Raw genomic sequence first — 13,356 nt, forward strand, 5'->3', positions numbered from 1 at the left:
CACCACGCTATCGCGGGCAAGCTCGCTCTCACATTGGGCAAGCGTTTTACGCGGAAAAAAAAGGGGAGCACATGCCCCCCCGAGGTTTAAAGCGTTTTATCGAGGCTGTTAAATCAGCCTTCGATCTCGATCAGGATCTCGCCCGGATTCACCCGGTCACCCTTGGCCACATGGATGGCAGTGACCTTGCCGGCGATGGCGGCCTGCACTTCGGTTTCCATTTTCATCGCTTCGGTGATCAACACAGCCTGGCCAGCCTTGACGGTGTCGCCCTCCTTGACCAATACGTCGACGATGTTGCCTGGCATGGTGGTGCTGACATGGCCTGGCGCAGTGGCTTGCTTGCGCTTGCTGCTGCCACCGCTGACGAATTCGTTCAGCGGTTCGAACACCACTTCTTCCGGCATGCCGTCGATAGACAGGTAGAAGTGACGCTTGCCTTCGGCCTTCACGCCAACGCCGGTGATGTCGACGCGGTAGGTTTCGCCGTGTACGTCGATGACGAACTCGGTCGGCACGCCTTCGCCACCCGCCGAGGCCACGCGGCCGGCTTCCGGGATCGGCAACAGCACTTCCGGCGTCAGGGTGCCCGCGGCGCGCTCTTCCAGGAACTTGCGGCCAATGTCCGGGAACATGGCGAAGGTCAGCACGTCCTCTTCAGACTTGGCCAGGGCACCGATGTCGGCACGCAGCTTGGCCATTTCCGGCTTGAGCAAATCGGCCGGACGAACGTCGATCACCTCTTCGCTGCCGATGGCCTGACGACGCAGTTGCTCGTTCACGGTGCCCGGCGCCTTTCCGTAGCCACCTTGCAGGTAGAGCTTCACTTCGTTGGTGATGGTCTTGTAACGCTCACCGGCGAGCACGTTGAAGAACGCCTGGGTGCCGACGATCTGCGAAGTCGGGGTCACCAGCGGCGGGAAGCCGAGGTCTTCACGAACGCGCGGGATCTCAGCCAGCACTTCGGCCATACGGTTCAGGGCGCCCTGCTCTTTCAACTGGTTGGCCAGGTTGGAAATCATCCCGCCCGGAACCTGGTTGACTTGAACGCGGGTGTCGACGGCGGTGAATTCGCTTTCGAACTGGTGGTATTTCTTGCGCACGGCGTAGAAGTACAGACCAATCTCTTGCAGCAGTTCCAGATTCAGGCCGGTGTCGAACTCGGTGCCTTTCAGGGCGGCAACCATCGACTCTGTGCCCGGGTGGCTGGTGCCAGAGGCGAAGCTGGAGATCGCGGTGTCGATGTGGTCGGCGCCGTTTTCGATTGCCTTGAGTTGGCACATCGCGGCCAGGCCCGCGGTGTCGTGCGAGTGGATGAACACTGGCAGCGACTGCTCGGATTTCAATGCCTTGACCAATTCACCGGTGGCGTACGGCGTCAGCAGGCCAGCCATGTCCTTGATCGCCACCGAGTCGCAACCCATGGCTTCCATCTGCTTGGCTTGCGCCACGAACGCGTCGATGGTGTGCACCGGGCTGGTGGTGTAGGCGATGGTGCCCTGGGCGTGTTTGCCGGCAGCTTTCACCGCTTCGATGGCCACGCGCAGGTTACGCACGTCGTTCATGGCGTCGAAGATGCGGAACACGTCGATGCCATTGACCGCCGCCTTGGCCACGAACGCCTTGACCACGTCGTCGCTGTAGTGGCGATAGCCCAACAGGTTCTGGCCGCGCAGAAGCATTTGCAGACGGGTGTTAGGCAACGCGGCGCGCAGTTGACGCAGACGCTCCCACGGGTCTTCTTTCAGGAAGCGCACGCAGGCGTCGAAGGTCGCGCCGCCCCAGCATTCCAGCGACCAATAGCCGACTTTGTCGAGCTTGTCGCAGATCGGCAGCATGTCTTCGGTGCGCATGCGGGTGGCGAGCAGCGATTGGTGAGCGTCGCGCAGGATCGTGTCGGTAACGTGTATTTTCTTGCTCATTGTTCTATTCCTCACAGGCCTGCGTGGGCGGCGATGGCGGCGGCGATGGCCAGGGCCAGCTCTTCGGGTTTGCGCTTGATCGAGTAGTTGGTCAGTTCAGGATGGCTTTCAACGAAGCTGGTGTTGAACTGGCCGCTACGGAATTCCGGGTTACGCAGGATTTCCTGGTAGTACGCGGCGGTGGTCTTGACCCCTTGCAGACGCATGTCGTCGAGGGCACGCAAGCCACGGTCCATCGCTTCTTCCCAGGTCAACGCCCACACCACCAGTTTCAGGCACATGGAATCGTAGAACGGCGGAATGGTGTAACCGGTGTAGATCGCCGTGTCGGTCCGCACGCCCGGGCCGCCGGGAGCGTAGTAGCGAGTGATCTTGCCGAAGCTCGGCAGGAAGTTGTTCTTCGGGTCTTCAGCGTTGATCCGGAACTGCAGGGCGAAACCACGGTGCTGGATATCTTCCTGCTTTACCGAAAGCGGCAGTCCGGAGGCGATGCGGATCTGCTCGCGAACAATGTCGATACCAGTGATTTCTTCGGTGATGGTGTGTTCCACCTGCACCCGGGTGTTCATTTCCATGAAGTACACCTCGCCCTCGGCGAGCAGGAACTCCACGGTGCCGGCGTTCTCGTAACCCACGGCCTTGGCTGCGCGCACCGACAAGTCGCCGATGTAGGCGCGTTGTTCGGGGGTCAGTTGCGGGCTCGGGGCGATCTCGATCAGCTTTTGGTTACGACGCTGGATCGAGCAATCACGCTCGAACAGGTGAACCACGTTGCCAAAGCTGTCGCCGAGGATCTGCGCTTCGATGTGCTTCGGGTTGACGATGCACTTTTCCAGAAACACTTCCGCAGAACCGAAAGCCTTGGTGGCTTCGGAAATGACGCGCGGGAAGGCTTGTTCGAGTTCTTCGCGGCTGTTGCAACGACGAATGCCGCGACCTCCACCACCGGACGTGGCCTTGAGCATCACCGGGTAACCGATGCGATCGCCTTCGGTCAGGGCCTCTTCGATGCCCGACACGTTGCCTTCGGTACCAGGAGTCACTGGCACGCCAGCCTTGATCATGCTGCGGCGGGCTTCGGTCTTGTCGCCCATGCGGCGAATGACTTCAGCCGATGGACCAATGAATTTGATCCCGCGTTCGGCGCAGATGTCTGCCAATTCAGCGTTTTCCGAAAGGAATCCGTAGCCGGGGTGCAGCGCATCGCAACCGGTTTCCACAGCCAGGTTCACCAGCTTGCGCGGGTTCAGGTAACCGGCCAGCGGCTCGGCACCAATGCTGTGGGCTTCGTCGGCACGCTTCACATGCAAGGCATGGCGGTCGGCGTCGGAATAGATCGCGACCGAGCGAATGCCCATTTCGGCGCAAGCACGCACGATTCGTACGGCAATCTCACCACGGTTGGCGATCAGGATCTTTTTTATCACTTGGAGGTTCCCTTGAGCCGGTGGTACCCACGACCTGCTAGACCAGGTCGACGCGTGACCAAATGTTTCAATTTGGTCGCGGCCCCACACTAGCGCTCACAAGGAATTAACAAAAATGAATAATTATTGGGTCATGCATAAGTAAAGACTTATAGTTGAAACATCAGCCGGCGACGAGAGCGACCCTAAAATGCGTAAGTCATTGATGCGTATGACATTGCGTCAACTGCAGATTTTCAATGAAGTCTGTGATCTGAGGTCCTACAGCCGCGCAGCCGACGAAATGTCGCTCACACAACCGGCCGTCAGCCTACAGATTCGGCAACTTGAGGAGCTGATTGGTCAACCGTTGTTCGACTACGTCGGCAAGAAACTCTACATGACGGAAGCGGCCGAAGCCCTCCAACGCGCCAGCCGGGACATTTTCGGGCGCCTGGAAAACCTCGATATGCAGCTCTCGGACATGCAGGGTTCGTTGCAGGGCCAACTCAAGCTGGCGGTGGAATCCAGCGCCAAATATTTCGTACCGCACCTGTTTGCCGCATTCAAGCGCCAGCACCCGGAAGTGAACCTGCAACTGACGGTGGTCAACCGCGGACAGGTGATCCGACGCCTGTCGGACAACCGCGATGACCTGGTGATCATGTCGATGGTGCCGCAGGACATGGGCCTGGAGTTCTTGCCGTTCCTTAACAACCCCATCGTCGCCGTGGCGCCGCCGGATCATCCGCTGTGCCACATGGGGCCGCTGCGATTGCAGGATCTTGAGCCCTACACACTGCTGATGCGCGAATCCGGCTCGGGGACGCGACTGGCTTGTGAAGAGTATTTCAAAGAGAAGCGCGTGCACTTCAACCAGACCCAGGAAGTCTCGTCGGCCGAAGCCCAGCGTGAATGTGTGCTGGCGGGTCTGGGCGTGGCGCTGTTGACGCGTCACGCCCTGAACCTTGAACTGGCGACCGGCGGATTGATCGAGTTGCCGGTCGACGAGCTGCCGCTCTATCGCAGCTGGTGCCTGGTGCAGGCCAAGGCTAAACGGCTGTCACCGGTAGCTCACGCATTCCTTGCGTTCATTCGCAGCGAACGCGTGCAGATCAGCGCGCTGGTTGAGCGTTTCGACGGGAAACTGGCGATGCAGCCTGCCAAAAGTTGAGTTCCAGATCTTCAGGAAAATCACCGATCTCGGCCAGAAGCTGACGGCGTTCGCAGCGGTCTTCAATGGCGCGGCGGAACTCCATGCGGCGCTGATCTTCTTGCTGGCGACGGGTTCTGACAGCGCTGTTGCGTTCTTCGTAAGGCAGGGCCATTTCGAGTCTCCCAAGGCGAGTACGGGAGTTTCAAGATAGGCGCGAGGGATGACGGTTTGGCGGCTCTGAAGTTACAGACTGATGAAAGCTTGTTGGTCGCTGCTGCTCCCTCGCCACAAAGTCCGCGCCAACCTTGAATTCAATCGTCCAGCGCTTTCACCGACTTGGGCGACAAGCGCAAGCTGCGAAGGCTGCGTTTGACGCTCTTGAGGTGATTGACCAGGCTCGGACCACGGGCCATGGCCACCCCCATCGCCAGCACGTCGATCACCACCAGGTGAGCGATACGCGAGGTGAGCGGCGTGTAGATCTCGGTGTCCTCGTGCACATCGATGGCCAGGTTGACGGTCGACAGTTCGGCCAACGGTGTCTGACTTGGGCAAAGCGTGATCAATGACGCACCGCTTTCACGCACCAGGTTGGCGGTGATCAGCAGATCCTTGGAACGTCCGGACTGGGAAATACAGATCGCCACGTCGGTCGGTTTCAGGGTCACCGCCGACATCGCCTGCATGTGCGGGTCGGAATAGGCCGCTGCAGTGAGCAGCAAACGGAAGAACTTGTGCTGGGCATCTGCCGCGACGGCACCCGAAGCACCGAAACCATAGAACTCCACGCGCTGAGCCTGTGACATCAGCGTCACGGCTCGCTGCAACTCCAGGGGATCGAGCTTCTCGCGAACCTCCATCAAGGTGTGCAAGGTGGTGTCGAAGATCTTCAGGCTGTAATCAGCGACCGAATCGTCTTCGTGGATCGCGAACTGCCCGAAACTCGCGCCTGCCGCCAGGCTCTGGGCCAGCTTCAGCTTCAGGTCCTGAAATCCGGAACAACCGATGGCGCGGCAAAAACGCACGATGGTCGGTTCGCTGATGCCGACGCTGTGGGCCAGGTCGGCCATGGAACTGTGCATCACGGCCGCAGGATCAAGCAGCACGTGGTCGGCGACCTTGAGCTCCGACTTGCGTAACAGGTGGCGAGACTGGGCGATGTGTTGCAGCAGATTCAAAGGGCTGGACTCTTTGTTATGGGCTGGCGCCGGGGATGTAGCACGCTTGTAGTTATACTACATGAATCGGCTTTTTGCCTGCTCAATGAGTAACCGGATCCCTCGATTTCAGGTGCCCGCGCTTCATGTAGCAGTCCTGCCTGATGCCTGAAGCGGCCCTTCCCGCCCTTCCAGGCGGTTACGGCGACCTTCAGACAGTTAATTGATTTCTCACTCTGATTTGCCCGAACAATAGAACCAACAAACACAACCTTACAATTACAACTTATATTTATTAACCACAACCAAACTCGGCTAGATATATTAATTCCGCAGGAAGCAATAACAACTAACCAAAGGGATTATTTATCATGAGCATTAAAACCAAAGACTGGACCGCACAAATCGATCGCATGCCTGGCGCCAACTCTTTCCGCACCTACGGCACTGTAACCGTTGCCCATACGGGCATCACACCCAAGCTTGAACGAAGTCCGATACAGGACAAATCCTTCGACCTTCGCCTGAATTTGAAACTTGAAACGTCCAATCAAATTTCTTTGCAAGTCGAGACCGACAAACATGTCGAATATAAAGTGCCTGGCGACTCCCATGTCACTGGCGTAAGTATTTTCCACGATGGCAAATTAATTCATCATATCGATAAAGTTCTGATAACCCACTAAGAACACACCAACTTCCTGATTTCCCGTCGGCATTCAAACGTATCCGACGGGAAATACCCCTATTCAGTCAATGGATTGCTCCCGCAGCATAACCGCCAGGCCCTGTGCCTCGATTGGCCGACTGATCAGATACCCTTGCACCTCGTCGCAGTGTTCTTGCTGGAGGAACTCAAGCTGCTCCTGCCGCTCTACCCCTTCCGCCACCACCTTCAACGACAAACCGTGAGCCATGGCGATGATCGCTCGGGTGATCGCCGCATCCTCGGTGCCTTCCCCCAGGCCGCGAATGAACGCCTGATCGATTTTCACGTAATCCACCGGGATGCGTTTGAGATAGCTCAGTGACGAATAGCCGGTGCCGAAATCATCGATCGCCAGCTTCACGCCCAAATCACGTAACTGCTGGAACGTCGCGATGATGTGCTCGACGCTGTCCAGCAACTGGCTTTCGGTGAGCTCCAGCTCCAGGTAATGCGGCGCCAGACCGGTTTCTTCCAGCACCTGACGAACCAGGCTGACCAGCTTGCCCTGACGCAGTTGATGCACCGACAGATTGACCGACACCCGAATCGGCTCGAGCCCCTGTCGCTGCCACTCACAGGCTTGCCAGCAGGCCTGACGCAACACGAACTCGCCGATTGGGCCGATCAGCCCGGTTTCCTCGGCCAGGCCGATGAAGTCCCCCGGCGGCACGCGGCCCATGGTGGGATGGTCCCAGCGCACCAAGGCTTCGGCAGCGTTCAGCTTGCCCGTGGCGAGACACAACTTCGGCTGGTAGAACACCATCAGTTGCTTCTCTTCAATCGCTTTGCGCAGCTGGTTTTCCAGTTGCAGGCGCTCCAGCGTGCTGGCTTGCAGGCTGTCGGTGTAGAACTGGAAATTATTGCCGCCCAAATGCTTGGCATGCTGCATGGCCATGTTCGACTGGCTGACCAACGCCGAAATTTCCCGCGCGTTATCCGGCAACAAGCTGATGCCCATGGATGAACTGACCACCAGTTCATGGCCATCGATGGTCACCGGCAAACGCAACTTGGTCGACAAGCGCGTCGCCACCCGCGCCAGACTCGAGAGGTTGCCGTAGGAATTGAACAACACGGCGAACTCGTCGCCAGACAAACGCGCAATGGTGTCCGCCTCGGGCAGTGCATTGACCAGGCGCCGCGCCATTTTCTGCAGCAACTGGTCGGCGACTTCATGACCAAGGCTATCGTTGAGCTGTTTGAAGCGATCCAGATTGATGTGCAGCAGCGCCAGGCTGCGATAGCCGCCCTGGCGCACCCGCTGATGCGCTTCGCTGAGCCGTTCGCGGAACATTGCCCGGTTGGCCAGGCCCGTCAGTTCGTCGTAATGAGTCAGATAGCGCATGCGCTCTTCGGATTCTCGCCGCGCCGAAAGATCGGAGAAGAAGCCGACAATATGGCTTACCTTTCCCCGCGTATCGCGCACAACGTTCAATTGCAGCCATTGCGGGTACATCTCACCGTTCTTGCGGGTTTCCACCAGTTCGCCCTGCCAGCTGCCGTATTGCTCCAACGCCTGATGAATCGCGCCATAGTGTCGGCGCGCGTCGCGACTGCAGGGCAATTCGACGACATTGCGCCCGAGCATGTCTTCAATCTCATAGCCAGTCACGCGGCTGAAGGCCTGATTGATCGCGATCAGGGCGTAGTTCGGGTCAAAAATCACGATACCTTCGCTGGCCGCCTCGAATACGGTCGCCGCCAGTTGCTGTTGTTCTTCGAGAGCCCTGCTGGTGCTGATGTCACGACGGGTGCCGACCATGCGAATAACCCGGCCGCTTTCAGCGCGCTCTACCGCTCGCCCGCGGTCTTCGATCCACACCCAGTGGCCGTCGGCATGACGCACACGGTATTCGATCAGGTAATCCTCGGTGCGCCCCTTCAAATGCTCGACCAACGCCCTTCTCAGTGCAGGAAGATCGTCGGGGTGCAGGCGTGGTTTGAGATGACGCAGCATGGCCGTCACGTATTCGGGCTCCAGGCCGAACAGCTCCTGAATGTGGGTGTGATGGACCTCATCGGTTTGCAGGTTCCAGTCCCACAACCCCAATTCACTGGCCTTCAACGCCAACGCCAGTCGCGCCTCACTCTTGCTCAGCGCGTGGTTGGCAGCGTCCAGTTCCAGGCTGCGTTGTGCAACACGGCTTTCAAGGTCGGCCTGAATTTCGCGCAGTTCGTCTTCGGCACGGCGGCGCTGCTCAATTTCCCTGGCCAGTTTTTGATTGAGCTGGTCGCTGCAGTTTTGCGCTTGCTGCAAATGCTCGATCAATGCTTGATTCTGGAAACGTCGCAATAACTCCCGATTGATCAGGCCGTTGACCTGCCAGGCCACCACACTCAGCGCGCCCAGCAAAATCAGGCCGAACCAGCCCCAGCCATGTGCCTGTTCATCGCCGCCCCAGAACAGATAGGCGATGGCCGGCAACAAACAGGGCAAGGTGAACGACAGGAACGCCGGCAGGCTGACCGCGTAGGCGACACTGGCCGAGAGCGCCGCGGCGCCGATCAGCCCGAAAACCCAGGCTTGCTGAATGAAATTATCGGCGGGAACCAGCGCGATGCCAGCGGCAGCAAGGGTCAGGCCGGTGAGACCGGAGCCCAGCAAAAACATGCGCAGCCAGATCGGCTGGGCCTGACGGTTGGGAATCGCCGAATCGAAGGCGGCGACCTGGATCACCCGCAACGCCACCAGGGACAGCAACCACACCAGCCAGACGCTGACCAGGAAATATCGCTGCGGACTCCAGAGCAATCCGGCGCAGACCAGACCATTGATCAACATGAACAGTGTGGGCAGCAAAGAGCCCTGATATAGCAGACGCGTGCGTTCGACCGCCATTTCCATGGCGTATTGTTTACGGATAACCCGTGGCTCCACGGAGGGGCCCGACAGGTCGGAGCTGAAGGTCATAGGCAATATTCTTGTTCTTATAAATGACGAGCACAGGCCCGAAACGTGGACGGAGCATACACAAGCAAATGCCCGGACCAAACAGCTACAGCTCAAAAAACAGTCAAAATTACGACCACCCGTCTCAGGAACAAGAGCCGCTGGGCAAAGCCGGCCAACGCCTGCGGACAATGACTGACCGGTCGTCCTGCGCGTATCTTTCATCGGCTAAAACAAAGCGGGGTTTGCCCGGTGTGACGCAGCCCCCTAGAATGCCCCGATGCGCGATGATCTCTCCCTTCTGCTGAACTCCCTCAACGATGCCCAACGGCAGGCCGTAGCAGCCCCCGTTGGTCGTCAGTTGGTCCTGGCCGGTGCTGGTTCCGGTAAAACCCGAGTGCTGGTGCACCGTATCGCCTGGTTGATCCAGGTCGAAAACGCTTCGCCCCACTCCATCCTGTCGGTGACGTTCACCAACAAGGCTGCTGCCGAGATGCGCCATCGCATCGAGCAGTTGATGGGTATCAACCCGGCCGGCATGTGGGTCGGCACCTTCCACGGCCTGGCGCACCGCTTGTTGCGGGCGCATTGGCAGGAAGCCGGGCTGAGCCAGACCTTCCAGATTCTCGACAGCGACGATCAGCAGCGGCTGGTCAAGCGGGTAATCCGCGAGCTCGGCCTGGACGAGCAACGCTGGCCGGCCCGTCAGGCCCAATGGTTCATCAACGGGCAGAAAGACGAAGGTCTGCGCCCGCAACACATTCAAGCCAGCGGTGATTTGTTCCTGGCCACCATGCGCAGCATCTATGAAGCCTATGAGGCCGCGTGCCTGCGTGCGGGTGTCATCGATTTCTCCGAACTGCTGTTGCGCGCACTGGACTTGTGGCGCGATCACCCGGGGCTGCTGGCGCATTATCAAAAGCGTTTCCGCCACATTCTGGTGGATGAGTTCCAGGACACCAACGCCGTTCAATACGCCTGGTTGCGCTTGCTGGCCAAGGGTGGCGACAGCCTGATGGTGGTTGGCGATGACGATCAGTCGATTTACGGCTGGCGTGGCGCGAAAATCGAGAACATCTATCAGTACACCGAAGACTTCCCGGACGCCGAAACCATTCGCCTGGAGCAGAACTACCGCTCCACCGCCGGGATTCTCAAGGCCGCCAACGCCTTGATCGCCAACAACACCGGGCGCCTGGGCAAAGAACTGTGGACAGACGGCGGCGAAGGCGAAGCCATCAATCTATACGCTGCTTTCAACGAGCACGACGAAGCCCGCTACGTTGTCGAAACGATCGAAAGCGCGCTGAAAACCGGCCTGGCGCGTAGCGATATTGCCATTTTGTATCGCTCCAACGCCCAATCGCGCGTTTTGGAAGAAGCCTTGCTGCGCGAGCGCATCCCGTACCGCATCTATGGCGGGCAGCGCTTCTTCGAACGGGCCGAAATCAAGAACGCCATGGCCTACCTGCGCTTGCTTGAAGGTCGAGGCAACGATGCTGCGCTGGAACGGGTGATCAACGTCCCGGCCCGTGGCATTGGCGAGAAAACCGTCGAAGCGATTCGCGACCATGCGCGCCACAGCGATGTGTCGATGTGGGAAGCCATGCGTCAGCTCGTGGCCAACAAAGGCCTGACCGGGCGCGCGGCCAGCGCTCTGGGCGCGTTTGTCGAGCTGATCGAAAACCTCGCTGCCAAATGCATGGAGATGCCGCTGCACCTGATGACCCAGACCGTCATCGAGCAGTCCGGGCTGATTGCGTATCACGAAGCGGAAAAAGGCGAGAAAGGCCAGGCTCGGGTAGAAAACCTTGAGGAACTGGTCAGCGCTGCGCGTAACTTCGAGAACAGCGAAGAAGACGAAGACCTGACACCACTGGCGGCATTCCTCGGTCATGCATCGCTGGAAGCCGGGGATACCCAGGCGGACGAGCACGAAGACAGCATTCAGTTGATGACCCTGCACAGCGCCAAGGGCCTGGAATTCCCTTATGTGTTCCTGGTGGGCATGGAGGAAGGCCTGTTCCCGCACAAGATGAGCCTGGAAGAGCCTGGCCGTCTGGAAGAGGAACGTCGTCTGGCCTACGTCGGCATTACCCGGGCCATGCAGAACCTGGTGATGACTTATGCTGAAACCCGACGCCTGTACGGCAGTGAGACCTATAACAAAGTCTCACGTTTCGTACGCGAGGTACCGAAAGGCCTGATTCAGGAAGTGCGCCTTTCCAACAGCGTCAGCCGTCCGTTCGGTGGCAACCAGTCGATGAGTGGCAGCAACCTGTTCAGCGGAAGCGAGATCCCTCAAACCGGCTTCAGCCTGGGGCAGACCGTACGCCACTCAGTGTTTGGCGATGGCGTAATCCTCAACTTCGAAGGCGCAGGGGCTCAGGCCCGCGTACAGGTGAACTTCAGCGAAGGCAGCAAGTGGCTGATGCTGGGGTATGCGAAGCTGGAAGCGATCTAGCTTTTGTGCAGGAGCGAGCTTGCTCGCGATAGCGGTAGATCAGTCGACATTATCTCTGGCTGTCAGTCCGTCATCGCGAGCAAACTCGTTCCCACAGGATGAAGGCCGATATCTGAACTTAAAGGTGCGATGAGATGGGCTCAGGCTTCTTTTCTTCCTGGACATTCTGGGCCCTGTTGTCCGCTGTATTTGCGGCGATGACCGCGATTTTCGCGAAAGTCGGCGTCGAAAACGTCAATTCCGACTTTGCCACCCTGTTGCGCACCATCGTGGTCCTCGTCAGTCTGGCCTTGATTTTGTACGCGACGGGCCAATATCAGTCACTGGGATCGATTTCTGCCAGGAGCTATCTGTTTCTGCTGCTGTCGGGGCTGGCCACTGGCGCATCGTGGATTTGCTACTTCCGCGCACTCAAGGTCGGCCCTGCTTCACTGGTCGCTCCGGTGGACAAACTCAGCGTGGTGCTGGTCGCGGTGCTCGGCGCAATCCTGCTGGGCGAAAAACTCGACCTGCGCCAATGGGGCGGAATCGGTCTGATCACGGCCGGGGTGGTCATGCTGGCGTTGCGACGTTAGAGATCTTCCCTACAGAACTTATCCACTCATCCTACAGACCAAAGTTAACAGGCCTTATTGCATTGACAAAAGCTGAACGAACCCTGTCAAGCAAAAGCCCGAAACACTCTGCCGCTAGCCAGTGACACTTCAGCTGTGCAACATGGCGCGCGTGCCCTCCACAAATGGGAATTCCCTTTATGAAACGTTTTCTTAGCATCGCCATGGCGCTGTGCATTGGCCTGACGATGAGTCTCGACGTCAATGCCGCCAAGCGCTTCGGTGGTGGCAAAAGCGCCGGCGCGGCGCCGACGCACCAAACCAGCCAGATGGCACCTTCTTCTCTAGGCATGGGCGGCGCAGCTGCGACCGCAGGTGCTGCCGGCGCTGCTGGCGCTGCAGCCAAAGCCGGCGGTGCTTCGCGCTGGCTCGGCCCTCTGGCCGGTATCGCCGCTGGTGGTCTGCTGGCGTCCATGTTCATGGGCGGCGGCTTCCAGGGCATGCAGATCTTCGACATCCTGATCATGGCGGTCATCGCCTTCCTGATCTTCCGCTTCATTGCCGCTCGTCGTCGCAAGCAGCAGGAGCACATGGCTCCGGCAGGCTACGCGCCAATGCAGCGTGAAGTGTTCGAGCAGAAGCCTGCTGGCGGCTCGATCTTCGGCGGTTCGGCCGCACCGGTCGCCGCACGTCCGGTCATCAATGCGCCTGCCTGGTTCAATGAACAGAACTTCGTAGAAGCGGCCCGCAACCATTTCCAGTCCCTGCAGCAACACTGGGATGCCAACGAAATGGACAAGATCGCCGAGTTCGTGACCCCGCAAATGCTGGACTTCCTCAAGCGCGAACGTGCTGATCTGGGTGACGGCTTCCAGTCCACCTACATCGATAACCTCGTTGTGCAACTGGACGGTGTGGATGATCGCGCCGACAAGACCATCGCCACCCTGACCTTCAGCGGCGTGTCGAAAACCTCGCGTTTCGACCAGGGCGAAGTGTTCAGCGAAAGCTGGAACATGGAACGTGCCCAGGGCGAAAACCAGCCTTGGCTGGTGGCTGGTATCCGCCAGAACGGCTGATCACTCCTCGCGTTCACGT

The 13,356-nt window shown here is 58.9% G+C and carries 10 protein-coding genes; 5 read left to right on the forward strand and 5 right to left on the reverse strand.

The window, feature by feature from the left end; genetic code table 11:
- Positions 1-113 precede the first annotated feature (113 nt).
- Entirely contained in the window at positions 114-1,922 is a 1,809-nt protein-coding gene (gene oadA, locus ACGJAX_RS05785; protein WP_390957808.1) for a sodium-extruding oxaloacetate decarboxylase subunit alpha, read from the reverse strand.
- Between the two features lie 11 nt (positions 1,923-1,933).
- Complete coding sequence (locus ACGJAX_RS05790; RefSeq protein WP_007896523.1) at positions 1,934-3,349, reverse strand: acetyl-CoA carboxylase biotin carboxylase subunit; 1,416 nt, start codon at positions 3,347-3,349, stop codon at positions 1,934-1,936.
- Positions 3,350-3,539: 190 nt separating this feature from the next.
- Here ACGJAX_RS05790 and ACGJAX_RS05795 point away from each other — a divergent pair, with 190 nt between their 5' ends.
- The gene (locus ACGJAX_RS05795) at positions 3,540-4,502 is read left to right on the forward strand and encodes a LysR family transcriptional regulator (RefSeq protein ID WP_247255250.1); all 963 of its coding nucleotides are present in this window, start codon (positions 3,540-3,542) and stop codon (positions 4,500-4,502) included.
- Here ACGJAX_RS05795 and ACGJAX_RS05800 read toward each other — a convergent pair.
- Entirely contained in the window at positions 4,444-4,656 is a 213-nt protein-coding gene (locus tag ACGJAX_RS05800; RefSeq protein WP_247255249.1) for a PA3496 family putative envelope integrity protein, read from the reverse strand. The two genes, ACGJAX_RS05795 and ACGJAX_RS05800, sit on opposite strands and share 59 nt — an antisense overlap.
- Positions 4,657-4,795: 139 nt before the next feature.
- The gene (gene hexR, locus ACGJAX_RS05805) at positions 4,796-5,662 is read right to left on the reverse strand and encodes a transcriptional regulator HexR (protein WP_007954250.1); all 867 of its coding nucleotides are present in this window, start codon (positions 5,660-5,662) and stop codon (positions 4,796-4,798) included.
- A gap of 350 nt (positions 5,663-6,012) precedes the next feature.
- Here hexR and ACGJAX_RS05810 point away from each other — a divergent pair, with 350 nt between their 5' ends.
- A complete protein-coding gene (locus tag ACGJAX_RS05810) occupies positions 6,013-6,327 on the forward strand; it encodes a hypothetical protein (RefSeq protein WP_247255248.1) in 315 nt (104 codons plus the stop codon).
- A 63-nt stretch (positions 6,328-6,390) separates the two neighbouring features.
- Here ACGJAX_RS05810 and ACGJAX_RS05815 read toward each other — a convergent pair whose 3' ends face one another.
- Entirely contained in the window at positions 6,391-9,261 is a 2,871-nt protein-coding gene (locus ACGJAX_RS05815) for an EAL domain-containing protein (protein ID WP_390957812.1), read from the reverse strand.
- A gap of 259 nt (positions 9,262-9,520) precedes the next feature.
- On the opposite strand from ACGJAX_RS05815, the gene uvrD reads away from it, so the two are divergent.
- The 3 genes from uvrD to ACGJAX_RS05830 all read left to right on the forward strand — a co-directional run bounded on the left by uvrD (position 9,521) and on the right by ACGJAX_RS05830 (position 13,337).
- Positions 9,521-11,704: a DNA helicase II gene (gene uvrD / locus ACGJAX_RS05820; protein WP_390957814.1), complete on the forward strand. Its 2,184-nt coding sequence runs from the start codon at positions 9,521-9,523 to the stop codon at positions 11,702-11,704.
- A gap of 134 nt (positions 11,705-11,838) precedes the next feature.
- Positions 11,839-12,279 (forward strand): EamA family transporter, encoded by a 441-nt coding sequence (locus ACGJAX_RS05825; RefSeq protein WP_390957816.1) that lies wholly within the window; start codon positions 11,839-11,841, stop codon positions 12,277-12,279.
- A 179-nt stretch (positions 12,280-12,458) separates the two neighbouring features.
- Entirely contained in the window at positions 12,459-13,337 is an 879-nt protein-coding gene (locus ACGJAX_RS05830; RefSeq protein ID WP_390957818.1) for a TIM44-like domain-containing protein, read from the forward strand.
- The last annotated feature ends 19 nt before the right edge of the window (positions 13,338-13,356 follow it).

Source organism: Pseudomonas moorei, assembly GCF_042846945.1.
Classification (GTDB): Bacteria; Pseudomonadota; Gammaproteobacteria; order Pseudomonadales; family Pseudomonadaceae; genus Aquipseudomonas; species Aquipseudomonas moorei.

What these genes read in the sequence shown, in the direction of transcription:
- oadA (WP_390957808.1), bottom strand. Translation starts at nt 1,922, where the DNA reads ATGAGCAAGAAAATACACGTTACCGACACGATCCTGCGCGACGCTCAC.
- ACGJAX_RS05795 (WP_247255250.1), top strand. Translation starts at nt 3,540, where the DNA reads ATGCGTAAGTCATTGATGCGTATGACATTGCGTCAACTGCAGATTTTC.
- ACGJAX_RS05800 (WP_247255249.1), bottom strand. Translation starts at nt 4,656, where the DNA reads ATGGCCCTGCCTTACGAAGAACGCAACAGCGCTGTCAGAACCCGTCGC.
- ACGJAX_RS05810 (WP_247255248.1), top strand. Translation starts at nt 6,013, where the DNA reads ATGAGCATTAAAACCAAAGACTGGACCGCACAAATCGATCGCATGCCT.
- ACGJAX_RS05815 (WP_390957812.1), bottom strand. Translation starts at nt 9,261, where the DNA reads ATGACCTTCAGCTCCGACCTGTCGGGCCCCTCCGTGGAGCCACGGGTT.
- uvrD (WP_390957814.1), top strand. Translation starts at nt 9,521, where the DNA reads ATGCGCGATGATCTCTCCCTTCTGCTGAACTCCCTCAACGATGCCCAA.
- ACGJAX_RS05825 (WP_390957816.1), top strand. Translation starts at nt 11,839, where the DNA reads ATGGGCTCAGGCTTCTTTTCTTCCTGGACATTCTGGGCCCTGTTGTCC.
- ACGJAX_RS05830 (WP_390957818.1), top strand. Translation starts at nt 12,459, where the DNA reads ATGAAACGTTTTCTTAGCATCGCCATGGCGCTGTGCATTGGCCTGACG.